At 31.5% G+C, this 25,127-nt stretch carries 26 protein-coding genes; 20 read left to right on the top strand and 6 right to left on the bottom strand.

Translation table 11 applies throughout. The features are described 5' to 3' along the window. The first annotated feature begins 121 nt into the window (after window positions 1-121). The 10 genes from N4A40_15560 (at window position 122) to N4A40_15515 (ending at window position 10,609) form a co-directional block, all read left to right on the top strand. Window positions 122-1,693 (top strand): Na+/H+ antiporter NhaC family protein, encoded by a 1,572-nt coding sequence (locus N4A40_15560; protein ID MCT4663274.1) that lies wholly within the window; start codon window positions 122-124, stop codon window positions 1,691-1,693. Window positions 1,694-1,799: 106 nt separating this feature from the next. After that, window positions 1,800-2,366, top strand: a complete 567-nt coding sequence (locus N4A40_15555; protein ID MCT4663273.1) for a hypothetical protein — start codon at window positions 1,800-1,802, stop codon at window positions 2,364-2,366. Window positions 2,367-2,474: 108 nt separating this feature from the next. After that, window positions 2,475-3,008: a chemotaxis protein CheW gene (locus N4A40_15550; GenBank protein MCT4663272.1), complete on the top strand. Its 534-nt coding sequence runs from the start codon at window positions 2,475-2,477 to the stop codon at window positions 3,006-3,008. Window positions 3,009-3,024: 16 nt separating this feature from the next. Then, on the top strand, window positions 3,025-5,151 hold the full coding sequence (locus N4A40_15545) for a chemotaxis protein CheA (GenBank protein MCT4663271.1): 2,127 nt from the start codon (window positions 3,025-3,027) through the stop codon (window positions 5,149-5,151). A 13-nt stretch (window positions 5,152-5,164) separates the two neighbouring features. Further along, window positions 5,165-5,560, top strand: a complete 396-nt coding sequence (locus N4A40_15540) for a response regulator (protein MCT4663270.1) — start codon at window positions 5,165-5,167, stop codon at window positions 5,558-5,560. Between the two features lie 116 nt (window positions 5,561-5,676). After that, a complete protein-coding gene (locus tag N4A40_15535; protein ID MCT4663269.1) occupies window positions 5,677-7,107 on the top strand; it encodes an aminoacyl-histidine dipeptidase in 1,431 nt (476 codons plus the stop codon). 24 nt (window positions 7,108-7,131) lie between these two features. Further along, window positions 7,132-7,836 carry a 5'/3'-nucleotidase SurE gene (gene surE / locus N4A40_15530; protein MCT4663268.1) on the top strand — a complete coding sequence of 235 codons (705 nt, stop codon included), beginning with the start codon at window positions 7,132-7,134 and terminating at the stop codon, window positions 7,834-7,836. Between the two features lie 79 nt (window positions 7,837-7,915). Next, window positions 7,916-8,047 carry a CD1871A family CXXC motif-containing protein gene (locus tag N4A40_15525; protein MCT4663267.1) on the top strand — a complete coding sequence of 44 codons (132 nt, stop codon included), beginning with the start codon at window positions 7,916-7,918 and terminating at the stop codon, window positions 8,045-8,047. A gap of 28 nt (window positions 8,048-8,075) precedes the next feature. Beyond that, window positions 8,076-8,894, top strand: coding sequence for a 4Fe-4S binding protein (locus N4A40_15520; GenBank protein MCT4663266.1), 819 nt, complete (start codon window positions 8,076-8,078; stop codon window positions 8,892-8,894). Window positions 8,895-8,965: 71 nt separating this feature from the next. Beyond that, a complete protein-coding gene (locus N4A40_15515; GenBank protein ID MCT4663265.1) occupies window positions 8,966-10,609 on the top strand; it encodes a glycosyl hydrolase family 18 protein in 1,644 nt (547 codons plus the stop codon). A 102-nt stretch (window positions 10,610-10,711) separates the two neighbouring features. Here the strand turns inward: N4A40_15515 and N4A40_15510 are convergent, their stop codons facing one another. Then, the gene (locus N4A40_15510) at window positions 10,712-11,143 is read right to left on the bottom strand and encodes an aspartate carbamoyltransferase regulatory subunit (protein MCT4663264.1); all 432 of its coding nucleotides are present in this window, start codon (window positions 11,141-11,143) and stop codon (window positions 10,712-10,714) included. A 1-nt stretch (window position 11,144) separates the two neighbouring features. After that, the gene (gene pyrB / locus N4A40_15505; GenBank protein MCT4663263.1) at window positions 11,145-12,071 is read right to left on the bottom strand and encodes an aspartate carbamoyltransferase; all 927 of its coding nucleotides are present in this window, start codon (window positions 12,069-12,071) and stop codon (window positions 11,145-11,147) included. Window positions 12,072-12,517: 446 nt separating this feature from the next. Between pyrB and N4A40_15500 the strand changes: the two genes are divergently transcribed. Next, on the top strand, window positions 12,518-13,306 hold the full coding sequence (locus tag N4A40_15500; protein ID MCT4663262.1) for a histidinol-phosphatase HisJ family protein: 789 nt from the start codon (window positions 12,518-12,520) through the stop codon (window positions 13,304-13,306). A 64-nt stretch (window positions 13,307-13,370) separates the two neighbouring features. Then, entirely contained in the window at window positions 13,371-15,110 is a 1,740-nt protein-coding gene (locus N4A40_15495) for an ABC transporter ATP-binding protein/permease (GenBank protein MCT4663261.1), read from the top strand. A gap of 60 nt (window positions 15,111-15,170) precedes the next feature. On the opposite strand, the gene N4A40_15490 is transcribed toward N4A40_15495, so the two are convergent. After that, entirely contained in the window at window positions 15,171-15,731 is a 561-nt protein-coding gene (locus N4A40_15490; GenBank protein MCT4663260.1) for a histidine phosphatase family protein, read from the bottom strand. 87 nt (window positions 15,732-15,818) lie between these two features. On the opposite strand from N4A40_15490, the gene N4A40_15485 reads away from it, so the two are divergent. The 8 genes from N4A40_15485 to N4A40_15450 all read left to right on the top strand — a co-directional run bounded on the left by N4A40_15485 (window position 15,819) and on the right by N4A40_15450 (window position 22,171). Then, complete coding sequence (locus tag N4A40_15485) at window positions 15,819-17,027, top strand: sensor histidine kinase (protein ID MCT4663259.1); 1,209 nt, start codon at window positions 15,819-15,821, stop codon at window positions 17,025-17,027. Next, complete coding sequence (locus N4A40_15480; GenBank protein ID MCT4663258.1) at window positions 17,020-17,682, top strand: response regulator transcription factor; 663 nt, start codon at window positions 17,020-17,022, stop codon at window positions 17,680-17,682. Before N4A40_15485 ends, N4A40_15480 begins: the two co-directional genes overlap by 8 nt. 72 nt (window positions 17,683-17,754) lie before the next feature. Then, window positions 17,755-18,486 (top strand): toast rack family protein, encoded by a 732-nt coding sequence (locus N4A40_15475; GenBank protein MCT4663257.1) that lies wholly within the window; start codon window positions 17,755-17,757, stop codon window positions 18,484-18,486. 13 nt (window positions 18,487-18,499) lie between these two features. Continuing rightward, window positions 18,500-19,000, top strand: coding sequence for a DUF5668 domain-containing protein (locus N4A40_15470; protein ID MCT4663256.1), 501 nt, complete (start codon window positions 18,500-18,502; stop codon window positions 18,998-19,000). 151 nt (window positions 19,001-19,151) lie between these two features. After that, window positions 19,152-19,670, top strand: coding sequence for a hypothetical protein (locus tag N4A40_15465; GenBank protein ID MCT4663255.1), 519 nt, complete (start codon window positions 19,152-19,154; stop codon window positions 19,668-19,670). A 10-nt stretch (window positions 19,671-19,680) separates the two neighbouring features. Then, entirely contained in the window at window positions 19,681-20,553 is an 873-nt protein-coding gene (locus N4A40_15460; protein MCT4663254.1) for a DUF4097 domain-containing protein, read from the top strand. 19 nt (window positions 20,554-20,572) lie between these two features. Further along, entirely contained in the window at window positions 20,573-20,875 is a 303-nt protein-coding gene (locus N4A40_15455) for a PspC domain-containing protein (protein ID MCT4663253.1), read from the top strand. A gap of 207 nt (window positions 20,876-21,082) precedes the next feature. Continuing rightward, on the top strand, window positions 21,083-22,171 hold the full coding sequence (locus tag N4A40_15450) for a hypothetical protein (GenBank protein MCT4663252.1): 1,089 nt from the start codon (window positions 21,083-21,085) through the stop codon (window positions 22,169-22,171). A 36-nt stretch (window positions 22,172-22,207) separates the two neighbouring features. Here the strand turns inward: N4A40_15450 and cls are convergent, their stop codons facing one another. Genes cls through N4A40_15435 form a run of 3 tightly spaced genes read right to left on the bottom strand, consistent with a single transcriptional unit; the run spans window position 22,208 to window position 25,039 of the window. Next, window positions 22,208-23,662: a cardiolipin synthase gene (gene cls / locus N4A40_15445; protein MCT4663251.1), complete on the bottom strand. Its 1,455-nt coding sequence runs from the start codon at window positions 23,660-23,662 to the stop codon at window positions 22,208-22,210. Between the two features lie 35 nt (window positions 23,663-23,697). Next, window positions 23,698-24,627: a DUF5668 domain-containing protein gene (locus tag N4A40_15440; GenBank protein MCT4663250.1), complete on the bottom strand. Its 930-nt coding sequence runs from the start codon at window positions 24,625-24,627 to the stop codon at window positions 23,698-23,700. After that, window positions 24,617-25,039 (bottom strand): PspC domain-containing protein, encoded by a 423-nt coding sequence (locus tag N4A40_15435; protein ID MCT4663249.1) that lies wholly within the window; start codon window positions 25,037-25,039, stop codon window positions 24,617-24,619. The genes N4A40_15440 and N4A40_15435 overlap by 11 nt, the downstream gene beginning before the upstream one ends. Window positions 25,040-25,127 lie beyond the last annotated feature (88 nt).

Below are 25,127 nucleotides of genomic sequence, written 5' to 3'. Positions count from 1 at the left end.
GAGTAGGGACAAGATAGGTATTGTTTGATTATAAACAATAGCGTGATTGTCTATTGTTTTTTTTTATTGCTAAAAATGCTGAGAGATAGATAGGGATTACAAAAATAGAGGAGGAAGTATTATGGATTTTGGATGGTTATCAATTATACCACCGATAGTTGCAATTGTTTTAGCACTTATTACTCAAGAAGTATTGTTATCATTATTCGTTGCAATTTTGATTGGAGCAACTATTTTAGGAGGAAATTTATTAACAGGTTTTACTCAGACACTTAATCATTATATTGTAGGTTCACTAAATGATAGTTGGAATATATCAATACTTATATTTTGTTTAAGTATAGGTGGACTTATAGGAATTTTAAACAGAAATGGTGGGACAAGAGGAATTGGAAATTTAATCGTTTCTAAAGCTAAAAATTCTAGATCATCACTTTTAGCTACATGGGCCATGGGGTTTGTAATATTCTTTGATGATTATGCAAATTCATTGATTGTTGGAAACACAATGAGACCAATTACTGATAGAATGAAAGTTCCAAGAGAAAAATTGGCTTATATAGTTGATTCTACAGCAGCTCCAGTTTCTAGTATAGCACTTATTTCTACTTGGGTAGGTATGGAAATAGGACTTATAAAAGATGGTCTTGCAAATGTCGGAGTTAATATGGAAGCATACGGAGTGTTTTTAGAAACTATTCCATATAGATTTTATAGTTTATTGGGATTAGCTTTTGTATTTTTGATCATTTGGACTGGAAGAGATTTCGGACCAATGGCTAAAGCAGAGCGTAGAGCTAAATCAACTGGAAAAGTATTAGCAGATGGTGCTACTCCTATGGTTTCAGATGAAGCACAAGATTTTGAGAATGAAACAGGAAAATACAGATGGTATAATGCAATAGTACCTATTTTAACAGTAATAGTAGTTACTATAACAGGATTATATGTAAATGGTGGAGGTCTTGAAGGTGCAGGATTGCAAGAAGCATTCGGTAATGCAGATGCAAGTGTAGTACTTCTTTGGGCATCATTTGCAGGTATCATAGTAGCTGGATTGATGACATTAGTACAGAGAATTTTGTCAGTAAAAGAATTAGTAGATGCGTGGGTATCTGGAGTAAAATCAATGACTGTTGCAGCAATGATTCTTACACTAGCATGGTCACTAGGAGCAGTAAATAAAGATTTAGGGACAGCTAAGTTTATAGTTGCACAAGCGCAGCAAATAAATTTACCAGCTAGCTTATTGCCACTTTTGATGTTCTTGGTTCCAGCTGTTATAGCTTTTGCTACTGGAACATCTTGGGGTGCGAATTCTATAGTTATGCCATTGGCAATAGAGCTTGCATTTACAATGGGTGGAGTACCAATGATAGTACCTACTATCGGAGCTGTTTTGACAGGAGCTGTGTTAGGAGATCATTGTTCTCCAGTATCAGATACAACCATAATGTCATCTATGGCGAGTGCTTGTGATCACGTAGCTCATGTTAAGACACAATTACCTTATGCGGTCACGGTAGGTTTGGTTTCAATTGTATTTGGTTTTGTGCCAGCAGGGCTTGGTCTTAATCCATTTATTAGTTTAGGTTTAGGACTTGTAGCACTTTATGCAGTGATAAGAATATTTGGTAAAAAAACCAATGTTGAGGAAGTTTCAATAGACGAGAGTAACGTTAAAACTGCCTAGAAATATTTAAACCCTGTGTATTCAGAATATATTCTTTTGAATGCACGGGGTTTTGTGTTAAAATAAAAGACGGAATAAACTAGTACTTGAAAGGCAGGAATATGGGATGAAGAAAATATTTAAAATCTTGATAGTGATTATGCTATTTGCTTGTTTAGTTGGGTGTGCTGATAGTGAAGTAAAAAAAACTGTAGAGAATTGCTTAAATGCATATAAGACAGGGGATATTTTGTTGGCAGAGAGTTATATGACAGGTATCGAAAATGAAAACTTGATGGAACTAGGACAAAAAGATTTAGATTTATTTTCAGAAGCGTTTACTTATTTAGAATATGAAATTACAGGTGTAGACGTTGAAAGCAAAAGCGCTAAAGCTAAGGTGAAAATAAAAGTTAAAGATATGCCAAAAGCAAATGGGATGCTAATAGATGAGATTTTTAGACTTTCACTTAAAGAGTCAAAATCAGGATTTGATATAGAAGCAGAGCTAAAAAATTTGTATGAAAAGTTTTTATTAGAAGTAGGATATGTGGAAGCTGAATTAGACGTTGAATTGGTTAAAGAAGATGATAAGTGGAAAATTAAGCCAAATTATGATTTTAAAAATAAAATAACGGGCGGTTTGTATTCGAGTGTAGGAATTAAAGCCGAAACAGATGATACGAAAGAGTAATCTATTAAAGTATAAAATCTTTAAACTATTTAGTTTAGAGATTTTTTTTTTCATTTATGGGTAAATTAGTAGTGGGCATGGGAAGATGGTATAGGAGGAGGTTAATTTATGGAAGAGAGAATGAATCGACAAGAGGCATTAGATCAATTAGAGATATTGTCAGCGGAAGCGGCGGAAAAAATGGATGAAACAGGTTGTAAGTACTTAACATTCTCTGTCGATGAAGAATACTATGGAATAAAGATTGAATTTGTTCGAGAAATTATAGGAATACAGCAAATAACTCACGTACCAAACCAATTGGAGTATATAGAAGGGGTTATAAATCTTAGAGGCAAAATTATACCAACTATAGACATTAGAAAAAGATTCGGAAAAGAACTTAGAGAATATGACGATAGAACTTGTATAGTTGTTGTAAACATAGATGATTTAGCAGTAGGGGTTATAGTAGATAGAGTTGTTGAAGTACTAAATCTAAAAGATGACCAAATATCTTTGCCACCACAAGGACATAATGACATAAAAGCGAAATATACAGAGGGTATAGGAAGAGAAGATGGCAAGGTGATAGTGCTTTTGGATTGTGAAAAGATAATTAGACCTGAAGATTTTGATGGTTTATTAAAGTCTGTGGATTAGAGAAAGAGGTGATAGAATGTCGAGTTATTCAAATGAACCTATGTTGGAAATGTATTGTTTAGAAACAAATCAATTAATTGACGAATTAGAGAATATTATAATAGATGCTGAAGAAAAGAGTAGTTTAGAAACTTATATAGATGAAATATTTAGAATCATGCATACTATAAAAGGAAATTCTATGATGATGATGTTTGAAGACATTGGGAATTATGCTCATAGTATAGAAGATTTATTCGATTTTTTTAGAAAGGAAAAACCTGAGAATGTAAATTATTCTAAAGTTACTGATATGGTATTAGAATTAGTTGATTTTACAAAGCAAGAATTAGAAAAAATACAAGAGGGACAAGTGGTTGATGGAGATGCTAAAGGAAAAATTGAGGATGTAAAGACATTTATGTCATCGCTCAAATTTATGAATGATATAGAAGAAGGAGATCAAAAGGAAGAAAAAACAAATGATGAAGATCAAAAATATTATATAAGTTCATTGGATTCTCAAAAAGTTTATACAGGTGAGAGTGAAAGAGCTTATTATATGCGAATATCTTTTCAAGAAGATTGTCAAATGGAAAATATACGTGCATTTACAGCAGTACATAATCTAAAAGAAAAAGCTTATGATATTGTCCACAAACCAGAAGATATAGTGGATGTTGCGGCTATAGACGAAATAGTAAAAAATGGTTTCCAAATAGTTTTTAGAACGAAAGAAAGTGTAGAAAATATAAAAAATTTTGCAGATCATATTCCATTTGCAGCTAAAGTTGATTATTCAGTTTTAGAAGATGGAGAGTATGAAAATTGGTTAGAAGAATTTGAAACGGGATCAAGTCAGAAAAAAGCCACTCAAGCTATAGTTGAGAAAACTAAAAAAGCTCAAGAACATGAGGAAAATCAAGAGAAAAAATTGCCAAAAGTTGAGAAAAAATCAAGTAAAAAGATAGAATCTGATAAGAAGAGTACATCTCAAAACAAAAAGAAACAAGCGTATATAAGCGTTGGGGTAGATAAATTAGATGCACTTATGGATTTAGTTGGAGAACTAGTTGTTTCGGAATCCATGGTAACAAATAATTCTGAGTTGAGAGATGTGGAATTAGATGATTTTTATAAAGCAGCTAGGCAGCATAGGAAAAATATAGTTGATTTACAGGATATAGTCATGAGCATAAGAATGGTACCTCTAGGACCAACATTCCAGAAAATGAATAGAATAGTGAGGGATATTTGCAAAAAAACAGAGAAAAAAGCAGCGTTGAATATAATAGGGCAAGATACAGAAGTTGATAAAAATGTTATTGAGCATATATCAGATCCATTGATGCATCTGATTAGAAATTCAGTAGATCATGGAATAGAGATGCCAGAAGAGAGAGATGCTGAAGGAAAAGATGAAAGAGGAACGGTAACATTAGAAGCTAAACATTCTGGAGGATATGTTTGGATAATAGTGAAAGATGATGGTAAAGGTCTTGACAGAACGGCGATATATAACAAAGCAGTAGATAGAGGGCTAGCTGATCTGCCAGAAGAAAATTATAGTGACAAAGAGATATTTAATTTTATATTGCAGCCAGGATTTTCTACTAATACTGAAGTAACCGAGTTTTCGGGCAGAGGTGTTGGAATGGATGTTGTTGTTAAAAACTTAGAAAAAATAGGTGGCTCAATAATTATAGATTCCGAACTAGGGAAGGGAAGCGAGATGTCTATTAAGATTCCTCTTACATTGGCAATAATAGATGGCATGGTATTGAGAGTTGGAGACTCGAAATTTATACTTCCGATTGCATCTATAAAAGAATCATTTAGACCTAATAAAAAAGATTATTTAGTAGAACCTGATGGTCAAGAAATGATATTGGTGAGAGGAGAGGCTTTCCCAGTAAAAAGAGTGCATGAAAAATTTAACATAAAAGATTGTTTAATAAATGTTATTGAGGGAATAATAGTAATGACAGAACATGAAGATAAAACAGTATGTCTTTTTGTTGATGAGATTGTTGGGCAACAACAAGTAGTTGTAAAGAGTTTATCTTCCTATATGCAAAAAGTAGAGGGGATATCAGGGGGAGCATTACTTGGCGATGGAAGCATTAGTTTGATATTAGACCCATCTGGTGTAATTAATATGTAAAGGGGGAAGACTTATGAAGATATTGATAGCAGAAGACGAATATGTTAGCCGAAAATTCTTGTATAAATTTCTATCTGATTATGGAGAGTGTGACGTTACAGTAGATGGTATGGAAGCAATAGAAGCTTTTTTAATGGCGCTTGACGAAGGAAAACCATATAATTTGATCTGTTTGGATATTATGATGCCAGAAGTAGATGGTTTGAAGGCGTTGAAAACGATAAGACAATTGGAAAAAGAGAGAAATATCCCTAAAGAAAATCGAGCTAGAATCATTATGACTACAGCATTGAATTACACAAAAGAGATAAATGCTGCGTTTGAAGCTGGATCAGAAGCATATGCAGCTAAACCAATTAATACTGAAAAGCTAGTTGCAGTTATGAAAAAACTTAAGTTGATTAACTAATGAAACGCTGAAATTTATTGAAAACATAAATTTCAGCGTTTTTGATGGTTTGGAAAAGTAAATAAACGTGATATAATAATTTTGTAAAAAGATATAGCGACTGAGGAGGAAAAGAAATGACTGAAATTTTAAAATACTTCAAAGAGATATCAGAAATACCTAGAGAATCAGGAAATGAAGATGGAATATGCAAATACTTGGAAGAATTTGCCGCAAAGCATAATCTGGAATATCACAAAGATGAGTACAAAAATGTGATAATAAAAAAAGAAGCAAGTGCAGGTTATGAAAACTCTAAGACAATTATACTTCAAGGTCACACAGACATGGTTTGTGTAAAAACAGCTAAAAGTTCGCATGATTTTGAAAAGGAAGGTATAGAGCTAGTAGAAGAATCAGGATATATTAGTGGAAATCAAACTAGTTTAGGTGCGGATAATGGCATTGCTATAGCGTATTGTTTAGCTATATTATCAAATGATAAATTGAAACATCCTAGATTGGAAGTACTACTTACTTCGGAGGAAGAGACTACAATGGGTGGTGCTGAAAATTTAGACCCAAAATATCTTGATGGCAAAATTTTAATAAACTTGGACTCAGAAGAAGAGGGCATTTTTTTAGTAAGTAGTGCAGGTGGAGTTGAAATAGGTTTAAAATTACCAATAAAATGGGATAATTTAAAAGATAATTATAAGTCTTATAGAATTAAGATAAAAGGACTTTATGGAGGGCACTCAGGTGCAGATATAGATAAGGGCAGAGCTAACTCTAATAAATTAATGGGAAGGTTATTAGAGGGAATAGGCAGCAAAATGAGTATGGAACTGAGTGAAATAAATGGTGGTACAAAGCCAAATGTAATACCAGGAGAAACGATTGCAATTGTATCAATTCCAAGTGAAGAAGAAGGAAAACTTGTTGATTTAATAAGTACATTTAAAGGTATTTATAAGAATGAATTTAAAGTGTCAGAACCTAAATTAGACATTTCATATAAATGTTTGAGTAAACCAGTGGAAAAGGTATTAGATGATGAATCGGCTAAGAAAGCTATAGTATTATTTAATTTATTGCCACATGGAGTTCAAACTATGAGCATGGATATAGAAGGACTAGTTGAGAGTTCTTGTAATTTTGCAATAGTAGAAACTAATGGGAAAAGTATAGACTGTATGATATCGGTTAGAAGTTCTGTTGAAACACTAAGGGATGAAGTCGTTACTAGGATAGATATGGTTTCTGATGTAATGGGTGGGAGTATAGATATACAAAGCCCGTATCCAGCTTGGCAGTATAAAGAGAGTTCATATATCAGAGATTTAATGATAAATGTATACGAAAATAAATATGGGGAAAAACCTCAAATCGAAGCAATACATGCAGGACTCGAATGCGGAATGTTTGATGCTAAAATAGATGATTTAGATGCCATTTCTATAGGGCCGAATATACATGATGCACATACAGTTAATGAAAGAATAGAAATAGAATCAGCAAATAAAGTTTACGATTATTTATTAGAAGTTTTGAGTAAAATCAAATAAGGACAAGAGGGAGAGAATTTGCGAATGCGTATTTTATTGACAAATGATGATGGCATATCTTCACCAGCTTTAGAAATGATGAGAGAGAGATTAGAAAATAGGGGGCATGAAGTGTTTATTGTTGCCCCTAAGGAGAACAAAAGTGCAGTTAGCATGGCCATATCTTTGCATGACGGAGTTAAGGTCAAAAAATTAGATGAAAAAACTTACTGGGTAGATGGAACACCTTGTGATTGTATTCATTTTTGCATTGAAAAGTTATTCAAAAATGAGTCTTTAGATTTAGTTATAAGTGGCATAAACATGGGTTCGAATCTAGGCTATGAGACATTGTATTCAGGCACTGTTGCAGCTGCACGACTTGCGCATATGAAAGGAATCAAATCTATGGCATCGTCATATGATCAAATGCATCCAAGTACCGAGGAATTAGAACTTTGTGCTGATTATACGATAGAGTTTGCACAAAATTATCTCGAAGAAAACCATGATGGCTATTTTGTAAATTACAATATGCCTAGTCCTATTAAAGAAAATCTCGATTGGGTAGAGACCAAAGTTGGAAATAGGTCTTATGATAATCAATTGAATCAAGTAGCGTGTGAAGAAGATGGAATAAAGCATTATTATTATGAGGGAATATTGAAGGATGACTCAGAAGATGAGCATCATGATTCGGTTGCAATTAGAAATGGAAAAATTTCAATTACGAAATTGAAAGCCATCTAGATTGTAATTAGATTGTTACTTTTATTTAAGCTATATTTTACCATAATAGCGTAGAATATAGTTTAAAGGAGTGAATTTTATGAATAAATTGAAGTGGTTGGTTTTAGCAACTAGTTGCGGAATGATTTTTTATGGAATTAGTAGAGGCGAAGGAGCCGTAGTACTCAATAAAGCAATAAATATATGTTTGGAGTGTATAGGAATTGGTTAATTTAAGTAGAGGCGTGAGACGCCGAATCATCCAAATATTAACGGCTATAGGAAGTAATTCATATTTCGAAGGATTTGTAAATGCAACAATTTACAAAGGAAAATCAAAAGCGGTATGCGCTCCTTTTTTGAATTGCTATTCTTGCCCTGGTGCAAGACTAGGGTGTCCTATAGGTTCACTTCAAGCGGTCATGGGAAATATGAGATATAAATTTTCATTTTACGTGATTGGTTTTATGATGCTGATGGGTATTCTTTTGGGGAGGCTGATTTGTGGCATTTTATGTCCATTTGGATTTATTCAAGATATGCTTTATAAAATACCTACTCCAAAGTTTAAGGTACCCAAAATACTGAAGTTTACAAAGTATTTGATATTGATATTTTTTGTAATATTATTTCCTATACTTCTTACAAATGATTTGGGTATGGGTGATCCTTATTTTTGTAAGTACTTGTGCCCAGCTGGAACTCTTGAAGGCGGTATTGTATTAGTCTCATCAAATCCAGGGTTACAGCAATCTGTGGGATGGCTGTTTAATTGGAAATTGTTTTTAGTGGGAGCATTCATACTTTCATCTATATTTTTCTACAGACCATTTTGTAAAGTGATTTGTCCGCTAGGAGCATTTTATGCACTGTTTAACAAAATTAGCTTCTACAAATTAGAAGTAAATGATGAACTGTGTATAAATTGCGGAAAATGTTCTAGAACTTGTAAAATGGATGTAGATCCAAGCAAAACCCCTAATCATAGTGAATGTATTAGATGCGGAGAATGTATTAGCGCATGTCCTACCAAAGCTATAACTACTAATTTAAAGAAATTGAAAAAGCCCTTATCTTAAAAGGGCTTTTTTTAAACCACTTAGTTGAAAGATACATTTTTGTCCTATTATGAATAATGAAGGGAGAATGAATGAAGAATAAAACAATAATTATAGTAGCGAGTTTGATTGGTGCAGGCATTCTGATATTGGCAATAATACTGTATCAGGTATTTGCAAGTGTAGATACTCACACTACTAGAAATAATGAAAACATAGGTAATAAAAAAATTTATTGGGATGACAAAGACATAAGTGATAGTGTTGTAATAGATGAAAATGGTCATTTGCTAATTCATGGAAAGGAATTATTAAAGCACGGATACAAAGGTTCGTGGATTGACAGTACTAGCAAAAGAATGTATTTAGTTTATAAAAAGGCACCGTATTTGCTAGAAAATGAATATCTAGACCAAAGATATACAGAAAATTTAACTATGAATTTGGTTATGGAAAATATAAATGGAAAAAATTATTTAGATTTAACTAACTATAAAATTCTTTTGGGAATTAGAATATATGATGATTTTGAGACTAGTAGTATTTCGATTTATAAGGATTATATTGAATTGGTTAGTGGAAAAGTACTTAGAAACACATATATTAGACCTAGGGCATCATATTTTCATAAAAATTATAGAAAATTGAAGGCTGGAGAAATATTCGAGGTCATAGAGAGATGTGGAAACTGGTCTAAAATTATGACTGAAGAGGGAATCATAGGATATGTAAAGAGAAATACTTATGAGCAGTTTATAAGTAAAAATGATGAAAGAAAAATAAATGAAATAAGAGAGAATTTTGTTAATGAAAATTTTAATTTAATCTGGCATCAAATTGGTAGAGAAAAGTATAATTTAGATGCAGATGAAAAAATAGATTCATTATCGGTATTTGCTCCAACTTGGTTTTCACTGGCAAATGATAGAGGATACGTGGTGAATAATGCTGATAAGAATTATGTTGAACTAGCACATAAAAAAGGTTATAAAGTGTGGGCACTTGTAGACAATTCATTCGACAATAAGCTTACAAGAAGATTTTTAAACGACGAAAGAGCAAGAGAAAATTTTATAAAACTGATGGTAAATTATTCGTCTGTTTATGATTTAGATGGTATAAACATAGACTTTGAAAATATTTATTATGAAGACAGATCCAAATTCACTAATTTTGTAGAAGAGTTTAATAAGGCATTGAAAGAACAAAACTTAGTTACATCTATAGCGATAAGTGTTCCAAAAGGAAGTCCGAATTGGTCTCTATGCTATGAGCGAGATAAATTAGCTAAAATAGTTGATTATTGTACTTTGATGGCTTATGATGAGCACTGGGCATCAAGTCCTAAAAGTGGTAGTGTAGCTTCATATCCGTGGGTAAAGCATAATATTGAGGAGACGCTAAAAGAAGTTCCAGCAGAAAAATTAATGTTAGGAATTCCGTTTTACATGAGAATTTGGACAGAAAAAAATGGAAAAGTTTTAAATTCAAAGGCGATATCCATGAAGTATTTAAAATCAATTGTAAGTAAAAAGAACTTAGAGCCGAAATGGCTTGATGATGAACAACAATATTTTGTTGAGTATGATGAAGGTACAAGCCATAAAAAAATATGGATAGAAGATGGTAAGTCTATAAATTTAAAGATGAATTTGGTAGATAAGTATAATTTAGTTGGTGGAGCATTTTGGAAAAAAGGTTTAGAAACAACTGATATTTGGTCGATTATAAAATAGAATAATATAGACTTAGCTATTGATTTCAAGTTTACAAATATTTATTAATAATAATGAAAAAGCCTGAATTTCATAATTCAGGCTTTTTTTATAATAAAAATTTTATTTGTATTTATAATAAGTGAAATCTTCACAGAAGTTGCACTTGTATTTTAGTGTTTTTGCATCTACTAATGTAAAAGTTGGTTCTGCGTATATATCGTGATTTGTTATACACCTAGGGTTTTGACAGTCGAATAGTCCCTTTATGTGTAGTGGTGTAGAAAGTTTATATTTTTTTACCTTCATTCCATTTTCTATAATATTTACAGTTAAATCAGGATCAATTAATCCTAGCATGGTAAGATCTAATTCAAATGCATTTTCTATTTTTATAATGTCTTTTTTATCCAATTTGTCACTGTCGACATTCATGAGAAGAACTACTGGAAAATCAACACTTCCAAGTCCTAATTTTTCTATAATTTTTAGGCCATTACCTGCCTTAATATGATCTATAACGATTCCTTGTTCAATACCAGCTACTGATAACATATTATAACACCCCCAATAAATGTGCAATAAGTGACATGCGAACGAATACTCCATAATCAGCTTGTTTAAAGTAAACTGCTCTAGGATCAGAATCTACTTCATAGCTTATTTCGTTTACCCTTGGTAGTGGATGCATTATCAATAAATCTTTTTTTGCAGGTTCTATTTTGTCTAGAGTTAGTATATAAGAATTTTTTAATTTTACATAATCTTCTTCATTGAAGAAACGTTCTTTTTGGATTCTAGTCATGTAAAGAATATCAATTTCATCAATACATGATTCTAAATCAGTTGTTTCATGTACATCAATGTCATATTTTTCTTTTAAGTATTCTTTTATATAAACTGGAAGTTGTAATTGAGGTGGAGATATAAGATAAAAAGACATGCCAGGATATCTAGAAAGAGTTTTTATAAGAGAGTGAACTGTACGCCCATATTTCAAATCGCCACAGAATGCAACTTTAAGATTAGAAATATCTCCTCGAAGATTTTTTATAGTCAAAAGATCAGTCAAAGTCTGAGTAGGATGCTGATGACCGCCATCTCCTCCATTTATTAGAGGTACGCTGCTATATGCAGATGATAATTTAGGAGCACCTTCTCTAGGATGTCTCATGACAATTACATCAGAATAACCGCCAACTACTCGTACAGTATCCATTACACTTTCACCTTTTTTTGTAGAGCTAGAGCTAGCATCTGAAAAGCCAAGAATATTACCACCTAATCTTAGCATAGCTGACTCAAAGCTAAGGCGAGTTCTAGTACTAGGTTCGAAAAATAACGTTGCTAAAATTTTTCCTTTACATAAATCCATGTATTTTGTAGGATTTTTTTCCATATCTTGTGCAACTGTAAATATTTGATCCAATTCTTCAATTGTTAAATTACTTGGATCGATAAGATGTTTTCCTTTTAAGTTCATTTAAAAGCCTCCTTTGAAATTTTACTTCGTTTTAGGAGTCATAGCTCCTTTCTAGTCTCACAGTACTAGATTAAAGGGTTTTTTTAGTTTAAATTTTATTTGAGCTATAAAACTCAATAAAAAAACCTTCCCAAAATCTTTGAGAAGGATGATTAACGCACGAAGACATGCACAAACAAAGACCTAATAAACATAGGACTTTTTATAATCACCTTCTAGATCTCTCGGATCTAATTAAAGATTTCTTTGTTCATAATCTAACACATTAAGAAGCAAATGTCAAATAAAATTTGCAAACTATATTGTGTACAGAACTATTAAAGTGTACTTTACATTTACAGAATATTAATTGTGATGTAGAATTAGATTTGAAAGAACTATACTTATCGCCAAAAATGTATAGAATGATTTTAATAGAAAAAAACCTTGAGAGGAGTAAGTATATTATGTACGATTATCATATGCATTCTAAGTTTTCACCTGATGGAGCAAACTCATTAGAGGAAATGATAAAATCTGCTATAGAAAAAAATGCAAAAGAAATTTGCATAACTGATCATGTGGAGTTAAGTTCGCCATATGGAGATGAAATTTTCGATATAGGAGATTACAAAGAAACTATAAGCGATTTGAGAAAGAAATATCCTGAATTGACAATAAAGAGCGGAGCAGAACTAGGACTACAGCTAGATAATTTGGATAGATTAAACGATTTTGTTGAAAGAGGTAATTTTGACTTTGTGCTAGGATCTGTTCATAGTGCAGAAGGATTTGGCATACATGAAAAGGCCTTTGTGGGTTCTAGAAATTGGGATGAAGTTGTGACAGCGTATTTTGAAAATTTGTATGGATGCATCAAAATATACAAAAACTACGATGTCGTAGGACATTTAGATGTTATAAAGAGATACCATGAGCCACTTAGAGATTTTTCTTTTGATAGACATTATGAAATAGTTGATGCAATATTAAAACTTATCATACAAGATGGTAAAGGGATAGAAATTAATACGGGTGGATTGAGGTATTCATATTGTAATGATATAAATCCAACTAGAGATTTACTTGAGAGATACAAAAAACTTGGTGGTGAGATTATAACATTTGGAAGTGATTCACATAATATAAATGACATACTTCACGGGTATAGTGATGTGAAAAAATTATTGTTAGAATTGGGATATTGTAATATAGCTACCTTTGAAAATAGAAAAGTAAGATTCGTTGCACTCTAAGTTGTAATACTTAGAGTTTTACTTTTTTGAGGGGCTTGAAATATAATTCTGAGGGGGAATGATTATGATTAAAAAATTTATATCTTATTACAAACCACACAAAACGCTATTTTTTATTGATTTAATTTGTGCATTTATGATTTCAGGTATAGACTTAGTGTTTCCTATTGCTACAGCTACCATGATAAATGAGTATATACCAAATAAAGAATTGCAGAGTATACTAAATTTGGGAGTAATATTGTTAGGACTATTTTTAGTTAGAGCGGTTTGTCAGTATATAGTAGATTATTGGGGACATGTTGTGGGAGTAAGGATAGAGCAAGATATGAGAAGAGATATTTTCGCTCATGTTCAAAATCTTTCGCTTAGGTATTTTGACAGTTATAGAACTGGAGATTTGATGTCAAGAATAGTAAATGATTTAAGAGAAATATCGGAATTAGCACATCATGGACCAGAAGATTTATTTATTTCTCTAGTGATGTTAATTGGTTCTTTTATTATGCTTATACAAATGAATATTCCTCTTACACTTATAATATTTTCATTAGTGCCAATAATTGTATTTTTTGGAATCTATATGAGAAAGAGACTTTCAAAAGCATTTATGAGAGAGAAGAAGAATATTTCTAAAGTGAATTCGCAGTTAGAGGATAGTTTGTCTGGAATCAGAGTTACTAAAGCGTTTGCAAATGAAAAATTTGAAAAGTCAAAATTTGATGAGAACAATGAGAAATTTTCACTTGCACGAAAAAGAGCATTTAAGAATATGGGACAATTGACTTCAGGAGTAATGTTTTTATCTAATATATTAAATTTACTAGCACTTATTGCTGGTGGTTATTTTGTTTATCTTAATAGAATAGATGTTGGACAATTGACAGCATATATTTTATATGTGAATTACTTTTTGAAACCTATACACAAATTAATGCAATTTACCCAGCAATATGAGCAAGGCATGGCTGGTTTTAAACGATTTTTAGAGGTAATGTCAGTCAAGCCTAAAATAATATCTAAAGAAAATGCGCTAAAACTAGATGAAGTTAAAGGTGATATAGAATTTGAGGATGTAAGTTTTTCTTATGATGAACATGAGAAAATATTAGATGGCATAAATTTAAATATAGAAGCTGGAAAAACACTCGCTCTAGTTGGACCATCTGGAGGCGGTAAAACAACTATATGCCATTTGATACCTAGATTTTACGATATAGAAGCCGGAAATTTGAGAATTGATGGTAAAAATATTCAAGATATTGATGTGTATTCTCTAAGAAAGAAAATAGGACTTGTATCTCAAGATGTATTTTTGTTTGCAGGCACTATTAAAGAAAATATAAGCTATGGAAACTTAGAATCAAGTGATGAAAGCATAATTGAAGCGGCTAAAAAAGCAAATATACACGATTTTATAATTGGCCTACCAGAAGGCTATGATACAGATATAGGTGAAAGAGGAATTAGACTATCAGGTGGTCAAAAGCAAAGATTATCAATTGCTAGAGTGTTTTTAAAAAATCCTCCAATACTGATATTAGATGAGGCTACATCAGCCCTAGATAATACAACGGAGAGATTGATACAAGAATCATTAGAAGAATTGTCAGAGGGTAGAACGACATTGGTAATAGCACATAGATTATCTACGATAAAAAATGCAGATGAAATAGTGGTTATAGATGCACAAGGGATAAAAGAAAAAGGGAATCACGAAAGTTTGTTAAAGCAAAAAGGTATTTATTCTAAACTGTATAACATGCAATTTAAAGGTTATATACCTGATGATATAGTTATGTAAATATAAAAAGCAAGAGTTGTTTCGAGATTAAAATCGAAGCAACTCTTGTATTTTGAAAAACTAATTAAATTCGTAATGTCTTATTTCACAATTCCTTGGTATATATTCGAAAAAATATTCATTGGGATATTCTTCGAAATATCGGTGAATTAAACTGGCAGTAACACCATGAGTGACTAAAAGAATATTCTTATTGTTATAATTTTGTAGTACGGAATCTAAAGCAGAGTGAACTATTTTTTTGAAGTCATCTATTGACTCACCATTTGGAGGTCTCATAAAATAACTTTCTGAAGAATCTTCAAATAATTTGGGATAACTCTCGCGTGCGTGATGCAAAAGAGTTCCATTTAAGTCTCCTCGTGAAATTTCTCTAAAATCATCGATTACAATTAAATTACTTTCGTGATTGAGATGATTTTGTATTATGGATGCAGTTTCAAAAGCTCTTTTTAGAGGAGAGACCAAAATAACATCAAATGAATAGTCTTTGAGTATATTAGCAGTTTCTAGAGCTTGAGATTTACCATTTTCATTCAAAGGAATATCTAAAATTCCTTGAATTCGTTTTTCAACATTATAGTCAGTTTGACCGTGACGAACAATGTATAAATTAGGCATAATAACTCCTTTCGTAAAACATATAACTTTTTGTATATCTATAGTATAATAAAAGGGGTATAAATGCAATTATAAAGGAGTGATCGATTGGAAAAATTAGATAGACAAACTCAAAAAATATTTTCGATAATCGTTTATACATCTATCATGATACCATTTTTATATGCTATGCTTAGCAATCCGGGAAATATTTATCAACTTGTTGCACTTACATCTATTTTTTTAGCATCAATAACAACAAGATTGTTTATTATTTATACAGATAAAAAATACGAGCAATTTAGCAAAATAATGATTTTCTTTGATTTAGCGATTGTTTATTGGATATTATTGCAAGATAATACCGATATAACATATGTATACCTATTTGTTTTAATAGGCGATGCCATATTAGTTCATTCATCTAATTATAGTTTTATGGTTGCTACTTTGAGCTTTTTGACATATGCATTTTCTATTTATGTTAAGTTAGGATATCCAGATATAAATCATTATTTATTTGATATGTGGAAAGAGGTTATAAATTTTGTCTTATTTTATGGAATTTTTTATGTAGCGAGGTATCAAATTGATCAAAGGCGAACTTTGCAAAAAACCATGGAAGAACTTGATGCAAAGACAAGTGAATTATCAACAGCCTATGAAAAATTAAAACACAGTTCGGAAGAACTTGAGGAAATGACAGTAATAGAGGAGCGAAATCGTATTGCACGAGAGATACATGATACGGTAGGACATACTTTGACTACTGTTTTGGTTGAGATAGAGGCTGGTAAAAGGCTTATCGGTAGAAATGATGATCTTTCAAGAGAAAAGTTAGAACTAGCACAGCAGCAGGTTAGAAATGGATTAAATAGTATAAGAACTTCGGTTAGAGTTCTAAAAAAAGGTGGGGATGTATTGGACATTTTGCCATCAATTTATTCTTTAATAGAAGACACTATAAAGCACACAGATGTACAAATAGAATGTAATATTGAAGAACAGCTTGAAATACCTGAAATTATAGGAAAAGCAATTTATAGATTTTTGCAAGAAGGGCTCACGAATGGAATAAAGCACGGAAGAGCAGACTATTTTAAGGTTGATATATGTAAAATGAATGACGATATATATTTTAGATTATGTGACAATGGCCGGGGAGCAAATCATATAGTAGATGGATTTGGCTTAAGTTCTATGAAGGAGCGGGTAGAGAAGCTTGACGGTAATATTGAAATTAAAACAGAAATAGAAAATGGATTTTGCATAGAAATAGAAATTCCATATGATAACGGGGGAAATGAAGATGATTAAACTTATGATAGTAGATGATCAAACACTCATGAGAGATGGATTGAAAACAATAATTGAATTAGAAGAGGACATAGATGTAGTAGCACTTGCTGAAGATGGTGAAGAGGCAGTTAAACTAAATGATAAAATAAACCCAGATGTTATATTGATGGATATAAGGATGCCTATAATGAATGGGGTTGAGAGTGTAAAAGCAATAAAAAAAGTTGACGAGGATGTATCTATACTTATGTTAACTACATTTGACGATGAAGAATATATAATAGAGGCATTAGCTCATGGTGCAGATGGCTATTTATTGAAAGATATAGCTGCGGATCAGTTAATAGATTATATTAGAGCGGGATATAAAGGTGAAATAATGTTGCCTGCAAAAATTGCAAGAAAACTAGCTGTAAAATTGAGAGAACAAGAAGATGTTAATAATAATATAGAAAATATAAATGATATTGCTTTAGAAAATTTTTCGCAAAGAGAACTTGAGATTGCAAAAAAATTATCAAAAGGGCTTACGAATAAACAGATTGCAAAAGAGCTGTTTATAAGTGAAGGTACTGTGAAAAACTATATAAGTACAATTTACAGCAAACTTGGGACTAATGATAGAACGAAAGTTGTATTGCTTATACAATCTCTTCTAGACGATAGTAACTAACATTATTACTTTGGTAACTAATCATATGACTAGTAATTAGCATATACTATATCTAGAAGAGGGGGGAACTAGATGAAACAATATGTTATGGTTTTGTTAATGACGATTTCAATTACACTTAGTGGATGTACCATATATTTAGATAATGGTAGTGAGATTGTTAATGAATCAGGTTATGAAAAAACTTATGAGTTAGAAGATCAAGAGGACGTGGATGAGCTAAATATAGATTGTGTATTGGGAATTGGAGAATTTTCAATAAAAGGTGGATCAGAAAAACTTGTAGATGCACAATTTGAATATAGTAATGAAGCATGGGAGCCTCAAATAGACAATAGTAGAGTTGGCAGAATACAAAATGTAGATATGAAAAATCCGAGTGTGAATTTAAACAGTCTAAATAACTACAAATACAATTGGAAATTAGAATTGTCTAAAATAAAACCCGTTAGTTTGGATTTAGATTTGGGGATAGGTGAAGGAGAACTTGATTTTAGAGAGGTGAATCTAAAAAATCTTAATTTACAAATGGGTGTTGGTGACGTCACATTAAATCTTAGAAAAAATTATGGCAAAGATTTAGATATTCATATTGATGGAGGCGTTGGTAAACTCAAGGTGCTATTGCCAAAAGATATTGGTGTAAAAGTTAAAATTAATGGAGGTTTGAAAGCTGTTTCGGGTAAAAATATATTGATGAAAAACGATATTTATTATAACAATTCATTTCAAACATCCGATTATGTAGTGGAATTAGATATAGCAGCAGGAATTGGTCAAATAGAGTTATTGGTAGAAGACTAGGGGAGGGATAATTGTGAAAAAAACGAATAGTTTTTGGGGAATACTATTTATAATTATTGGAATTGTAGTGCTATTGGAAAGGTATACTAGTATTGAACTACCTAATATTGGTCAATTATGGCCATTGTTTTTACTAATACCAGGACTGATATTTGAGATTTCCTATTTCTCAACTAGGAAAAATCCAGGAGTGCTGGTTCCTGGAGGAATACTTACTATACTGGGATTGTTGTTTTTATTTGAAATTATGACAAATTGGGGTTATACAAAATATACTTGGCCGGTATATCTTTTAGCAGTAGCATTTGGATTGTTACAATTATACATTTTTGATAAAAGAGATAGCGGCTTGCTGATACCAATTGGAATATTGACTATTGTAGCCATAAGTTCATATACAACATTTTTTTGGGGATGGTCAATACTTCATATTCTAAAACTCAAATGGATATTCCCAGTAGTTTTGATAGTTGCAGGGTTACTTATACTTGCTCAAAATAGCAGGAAAGCATAAAGATTTATTTTTGAGAGTGCAATAAACACAATACTTAGAAGTATTTGTTTGTTGCACTTTTATAATTTAGTGACTTCAGTAACTTATCATATGACTTGTTTGAGAGTTATAATTTAAATATAAAGAGAACAAAAGAAAGGTGGGAACAAATATGAATAATAATAAAAATTTTTTTGCTGCGATATTAATTCTTCTTGGATGTTCCATGCTTATATCTAGGTATATAAATATGCCAGATGGCTCAGGTGGGTTAGCTGTGGCGGCAATGTTTTTAGTTGGATATTTAGTATCAGGAAGCGATTACACTAATAGAAAAAATGCTTTACTAGTTGCTGGAAGTATAATTACATCAATTTCACTATACGCTATGCTTGAGGATGTTGTAGATCTAGGAATTCTGGATGGCGTGCTATTTTTCGAATTTTTAGGTTTGAGTTTTTTAGCTATTCATTTTATAAGTAGTGGACGGACATCTAAGAGGGGATATTATGTTCCGAGTTGGGCATTTAGGGTAGGTGTAATATTGTGTATATTTGGAGCATTTGTTTTTAGTGTATCTGTACTTGAATGGGAAGCTACAGTAATTTTGGTAAATAATGTTTGGCCAATTGGACTCATAATTGCAGGAGTACTTATTATATGGCAGAACTATAATAACAAAAAAAGGTAGGAGGCAAAATATGAAATATAGAGGTTTAGAAATAGTTGCATTTATTTTCATGGTCCTGACATTATCGTCGTGTAGTGAAATAAAAATAATAGAAAATGAGCAGTCACTTATTGTGCAAGAAGCAAAGATTGAAGATTTGTCAAATGTAGAAAAAATAGAAATAGATACGTCCATAACTGATGTGAATTTAGAGAGGGTAGATAGTGAATTTGTAGAAGTAAAACTAGAGACGTATGATTCGGGTCCAAAACTTAGTGTTTCAGAAGGAAAGGTTTTGAGAATAAATGCAGAGAGAGAAAGTGAAGGATTGATTATAAATGTTGGATTTACTAGATCACCTAAACTGAAGATTAGTGTGCCAAAAACTTACAACAAATCATATGATATAGAGCTATCAACAGGCGATTTTAATGCAGAAGATATAATAGCGGATAGTTTTAAAAGCCACAGTAGCACAGGAGATATTTATATATCGAAATTAGAAGCAAATAATACAGAATTTATAAGTTCAACGGGAGATATAGCTGTTGACAATTTGTCATCTGAAAATATTTCAGTCGATTCATCAACTGGAGATGTGGATTTTAAAAATGTTGAAGGTAATATAATTGGAGAGAGCTCAACTGGAGATGTTACTATTGAGTACGTAAAATTTGATTATGATTTAGATTACACTGTGTCTACATCAGATTTGAAAATTAAATTAAATAATGATGAGGCTGATTTCAATATTGATGCTGAAGCTTCAGTTGGTGATGTACAATTTGATAGAATATTGTCGGAAGTATTTGAAAAGAAAGACGATGAAGTAAAAGGCATTGTAGGTGAAGGCAAGAATAAATTGAAATTAGAATCATCAGTTGGAGATATAATTATAGAATAAAATGAAAGGTGTGATTTTGATGGCAGTACAAAAAAGATTGTATAGAAATAGTGAGTATGCTAAACTTGGTGGTGTTTGTCAGGGCGTTGCAGAGTATTTTGAAATAGATCCGACAATAATAAGAGTGATTTGGGCTCTTTGGGCAATATTTTATGGCACAGGGCTCATTGCTTATATAGCGATGTGGATTATATTGCCTGAAAAGAGAGATATAATGAGCAAAGATGTCCACAATCCAGAGTATACAATTCATGATGACGAACAAGATCAATCAGAAGAAAAGTCAGATCATAGTGGGCCAGATTTAAGTAAAAAAGATTAGTGAAGAATAAAAAACACACTTTAATGAAAAGTGTGTTTTTTAATTGGTAAAATAATAAATATGCATTGATTGTATAATTATTATGTTGTATAATGTAATGGAATCGGTATCCTTTTATAACAATTTTGACAAAATTATGACATTTAAATCGAAATGGGTTATAATCTAGGAAGAGAACGATAAAACATAAACGAAGGGAATGATTCGATGGGTTTTAAAATGCCAAAGTATACAGAACCGAATTTTGAGCAAGAATTTTTGAAAAATGCACCTGAGTGTAAGTTAGTTGCTGTTGAGAAAGACGGTGTTGCACCAGAAAAGTATCATGCACTTTCTATTTATCCAGAATACTTTAAGATAGAGGGCAAATGGTACATAGCTCATGAATCAAGAATGGATTGCGTTGGAGTATTTGAAAATGGCCGAGTTGAAGCAAAAGAGTTTAGAAACTTAAAAAAAGGTGACTTGGTTGTAGTTGGAAGAACAGAAGATGCATCACAAGGAATCTATGTTTATGCAGATGGATTTAATACATCAGCTGATGGAAATGGTGAAGTATTTGCATTTAGAACAGGACGTAGCCGTGAGACATCATTTTCAAAAGACTATGATGAATTAATAGAATTATTGAAATATGAAAAAAAAAATAACGGACATGTTGTTTGGGTATTAGGACCTGCTGTATCATTTGACAAAGGTGCTAGAGATGCTGTTAGCTGGTTAGTTCAAAATGGACATGTAAGTGCACTTATGGCGGGTAATGCTTTAGCTACTCATGACTTAGAAGGTGGATACTTAAAAACTGCATTAGGAGTAGATATTTATTCACAAGAGCCATATCCAATGGGACATTATAATCACTTAGATCTTATAAATGTTGCTAGAAAACATGGTTCTATAAAAGCATTGATTGAAAATGAAAATATTCAAGATGGTATCATTTATTCTTGTGAAAAATCAGGAGTGCCTTATGTATTAGCTGGTTCAATAAGAGATGATGGTCCATTGCCTCCAGTTTATGCAAATGTTTATGAAGCTCAAGATGCTATGAGATATCATACAAGAAGAGCTACGACATTGATTTGCTTGGCAACTCAATTACACACCATTGCATCTGGAAATATGACACCATCTTATATTGATAAAGATGGAGAAATCAGACCAGTATATATCTATGCTATTGATACTTCAGAGTTTATCTTAAACAAATTGAGAGATAGAGGAACATTAGAAGTAACTACAATGGCAGTTAATGCACAAGATTTTGTTAAGACACTTAAAAATGGATTAGAATAATAAGAAAAAGCTTACTCTTTTTAAAGAGTAAGCTTTTTATAATATTGGAGAGAGTAATCTGCTGACAGATTCATTTAATTTTTGTCTAATAGATCTATTTTGATAGTCTTCCCAAAATAGTTCGTTTGAGAGTTTACAGTCTTCTTCAAATATAGAATTCATTTCTTTAGAAACAGATGAATCATATACAAAAGCATTTACCTCAAAATTGAGTTTAAAACTTCGAACATCCCAATTAGCAGTACCAACAGAACAAACTTTTCCATCAACGACTATAGTTTTAGCATGTAAGAAACCATTAGTATATTCATAAGCGCGAGCTCCTGCTTCTAATAACTCCCATATATAGGATCTATTTGCCCAATAAACAAAAGGATGATCGGGTAAATTTGGAATCATTATACGAACATCAATACCGGATAAACAAGCTATTTTTAAGGCTTCTAGTACACTATCATCTGGAATAAAATATGGTGACTGTATGTAAATGGTATTTTTAGCGCTATTTATAAGTGCTATATATCCATTTTTTATTTGTTCCCATTTAGAGTCTGGTCCACTTGAAACTATTTGTATAGTTTTATTTCCAAAACCACTATGAGATGGGAAAAAGTGATCCTGAATAGGTAAATCCGTATTAGTTGAATATCGCCAATCAAGTAAAAAACGAATTTGAAGACTATAAACAGAGCTACCAGAAAGTTTCAAATGAGTGTCTCTCCAATAACCGAATTTTTTATTAGAGCCTACGTACTCATTACCTATATTGTATCCACCAATGTAGCCAACTAATCCGTCAATTATAGCGATTTTTCGGTGATTTCTATAATTGATACGTGGATTGATTAAACTTAGCAAGGATGGGAAAAATACAGATACTTCTCCACCAGCAGCGCGAAGATCTTTAAAAAAATTCTTTGTCAAAGTTCTGCCGCCTAACGCATCGTATAGGAATCGAACACGAACTCCTTTGCGAGCTTTTTTAGTAAGTTCATGTACTATTCGTTTTGATAGTTCATCATTTTTGATTATATAATAAACCATATGAATGTGATCATTTGCATTTCTTATATCATTTATCAATGAATCAAATTTCTGAATTCCATCAGTTAATATCTCTACTGAATTATCTTGAGTTATATAAGAATAGTCATTCACAAGCAACATTCTCATCATTGAGCGATAGTCGAGTAGAGCCAAATCATCAAAGTGGATTGTTTGATTTTGCAATTGATTTTTTTGTTCATCAAGTAAATTTCGCATCATTATATCTTCATCTGCTTTGAATTGAAACATTTTAGATTTACTTAAATTTTGACCTATTAAGAGATATAGAATAAAACCTATTCCAGGTAAAAACAAAAGTACCATGAGCCACGCCCATGCACTAGATGGATTTCTTTTTTCTAAAAAAATAAGAGTAAAGGCGAGAACCATGTTGATGAGTATTAGAACCGAAAATGTACCTGTAATATTGAATAGTAAGTGCATATAGACCTCCTTAGATGATTACTTAAAATGAAAAGCTACTTGATATAAACATTAGTTTGAGAGTCCAGATTCAAAGTGATATTCAATTCTTTGTCAGAATTTGATCCCAAAGTTTTTGAGTTTTCAGCTATATTAATATCATCTAAATCACCATAAATATTCAAAGTGTAGTCACTAGGGACATTAAGTTGAATACTATTATCTGATCCATGTAGATTTATTTCTAAATTTTGATTCTGATCAGAAAGCTCCATATTTAAAATTGAAGAGCTTGTAGTAATATCCAGATTATCTATATTTAGATTTTTAAAATCTAAACTATGATTCTGATTTTCTGACAAATTAAGATCAAGATCAATTTTTACCTTAGTCGAAAGATGTAACTGAACAAAATCTTTTACATTTGATCCATAATCAGCTAATGAAGCTATCTTTGTGCTATTTTTTGCTTCTAGTGAGTCCAATTTAACATTCTTAGGTGCAAGTAAGTCATAAAGCAAATTAGAATTACTTGAAGATAGACTTAGCATTGCAGAATTTAAACTCATGGAAAGCTCTAATTTGTCAATATCGCTACTAATTTTAGATATTTGAGAATAATATTCGTTGGAGTCGGTAGTATGATTAGTAGTATTTTTAATATTAACTTTTTCAACAACCTTATTTTTACTTTCATCAGTATAATTATTTTGTATACTTTCTTGTGATTTAGATGCTACTTGTTCTGTACCCAATTCTAAGTAGAAACTATAACCAAAAAATACCATAATTAGACTTATTAAAATATACCATTTAGTATTTTTATTTTCAGAAAATATAATTTGAAAACCAGATACAATTAAAAAAACTGGCCACAATTTTGCTAATAAAAATAAAAATGAAAAGCTCAATAGACCAAATTGTTCGACCATAAGATACAAACCCGCAAGTATGCAAAAAATACCTAGATTTTGTTTAACTTTCATTAGATTCACGATCCTTAAGTAATAAATTTAAGCCTAAAGCTATTAAGCCTAGAGGAAATAAGTAGTCAAAGTCCAATAGATTGAAATCAATATAATTATTTAGAAGAAGAATACCTCCTAGAATAATCAAGAAGAAAGCAAAACGAGAATTTGAAATGCTCGCTTTAAAAGTTTTTTTTCTTCTAATTTTTTTCTTTTCTAGCGAAATTTTAGGTTTCGAACTTAAATTGGGATTGCATGGTATTATAATCGCACATATTATATAAACTATAACTCCAATAGCAATAGATACTATTGACGAAAAAGCCCATATTATGCGAATTAAAGTTGGGTCTAAATCAAAATATTCGGCTAAACCTCCACAAACTCCAGATACTATTTTTGTGTTAGTTGAGCGATAAAGTTTTTTCATAAATAAATCCCCCTCTAAAAAGAGTATAACATAGTATTAGAGCCGAAGAGAAGAAAAAATACAAAAGCTATTTGATTTAAAAAAAATC

The sequence above is a fragment of the Tissierellales bacterium genome (genome assembly GCA_025210965.1).
In the GTDB taxonomy this organism is placed as follows: Bacteria; Bacillota; Clostridia; order Tissierellales; family JAOAQY01; genus JAOAQY01.
This window is presented reverse-complemented; position numbering and strand designations above follow the sequence as displayed.

What these genes read in the sequence shown, in the direction of transcription:
- N4A40_15560 (MCT4663274.1), top strand. Translation starts at nt 122, where the DNA reads ATGGATTTTGGATGGTTATCAATTATACCACCGATAGTTGCAATTGTT.
- N4A40_15555 (MCT4663273.1), top strand. Translation starts at nt 1,800, where the DNA reads ATGAAGAAAATATTTAAAATCTTGATAGTGATTATGCTATTTGCTTGT.
- N4A40_15550 (MCT4663272.1), top strand. Translation starts at nt 2,475, where the DNA reads ATGGAAGAGAGAATGAATCGACAAGAGGCATTAGATCAATTAGAGATA.
- N4A40_15545 (MCT4663271.1), top strand. Translation starts at nt 3,025, where the DNA reads ATGTCGAGTTATTCAAATGAACCTATGTTGGAAATGTATTGTTTAGAA.
- N4A40_15540 (MCT4663270.1), top strand. Translation starts at nt 5,165, where the DNA reads ATGAAGATATTGATAGCAGAAGACGAATATGTTAGCCGAAAATTCTTG.
- N4A40_15535 (MCT4663269.1), top strand. Translation starts at nt 5,677, where the DNA reads ATGACTGAAATTTTAAAATACTTCAAAGAGATATCAGAAATACCTAGA.
- surE (MCT4663268.1), top strand. Translation starts at nt 7,132, where the DNA reads ATGCGTATTTTATTGACAAATGATGATGGCATATCTTCACCAGCTTTA.
- N4A40_15525 (MCT4663267.1), top strand. Translation starts at nt 7,916, where the DNA reads ATGAATAAATTGAAGTGGTTGGTTTTAGCAACTAGTTGCGGAATGATT.
- N4A40_15515 (MCT4663265.1), top strand. Translation starts at nt 8,966, where the DNA reads ATGAAGAATAAAACAATAATTATAGTAGCGAGTTTGATTGGTGCAGGC.
- N4A40_15510 (MCT4663264.1), bottom strand. Translation starts at nt 11,143, where the DNA reads ATGTTATCAGTAGCTGGTATTGAACAAGGAATCGTTATAGATCATATT.
- pyrB (MCT4663263.1), bottom strand. Translation starts at nt 12,071, where the DNA reads ATGAACTTAAAAGGAAAACATCTTATCGATCCAAGTAATTTAACAATT.
- N4A40_15500 (MCT4663262.1), top strand. Translation starts at nt 12,518, where the DNA reads ATGTACGATTATCATATGCATTCTAAGTTTTCACCTGATGGAGCAAAC.
- N4A40_15495 (MCT4663261.1), top strand. Translation starts at nt 13,371, where the DNA reads ATGATTAAAAAATTTATATCTTATTACAAACCACACAAAACGCTATTT.
- N4A40_15490 (MCT4663260.1), bottom strand. Translation starts at nt 15,731, where the DNA reads ATGCCTAATTTATACATTGTTCGTCACGGTCAAACTGACTATAATGTT.
- N4A40_15480 (MCT4663258.1), top strand. Translation starts at nt 17,020, where the DNA reads ATGATTAAACTTATGATAGTAGATGATCAAACACTCATGAGAGATGGA.
- N4A40_15475 (MCT4663257.1), top strand. Translation starts at nt 17,755, where the DNA reads ATGAAACAATATGTTATGGTTTTGTTAATGACGATTTCAATTACACTT.
- N4A40_15465 (MCT4663255.1), top strand. Translation starts at nt 19,152, where the DNA reads ATGAATAATAATAAAAATTTTTTTGCTGCGATATTAATTCTTCTTGGA.
- N4A40_15460 (MCT4663254.1), top strand. Translation starts at nt 19,681, where the DNA reads ATGAAATATAGAGGTTTAGAAATAGTTGCATTTATTTTCATGGTCCTG.
- N4A40_15455 (MCT4663253.1), top strand. Translation starts at nt 20,573, where the DNA reads ATGGCAGTACAAAAAAGATTGTATAGAAATAGTGAGTATGCTAAACTT.
- N4A40_15450 (MCT4663252.1), top strand. Translation starts at nt 21,083, where the DNA reads ATGGGTTTTAAAATGCCAAAGTATACAGAACCGAATTTTGAGCAAGAA.
- cls (MCT4663251.1), bottom strand. Translation starts at nt 23,662, where the DNA reads ATGCACTTACTATTCAATATTACAGGTACATTTTCGGTTCTAATACTC.
- N4A40_15440 (MCT4663250.1), bottom strand. Translation starts at nt 24,627, where the DNA reads ATGAAAGTTAAACAAAATCTAGGTATTTTTTGCATACTTGCGGGTTTG.
- N4A40_15435 (MCT4663249.1), bottom strand. Translation starts at nt 25,039, where the DNA reads ATGAAAAAACTTTATCGCTCAACTAACACAAAAATAGTATCTGGAGTT.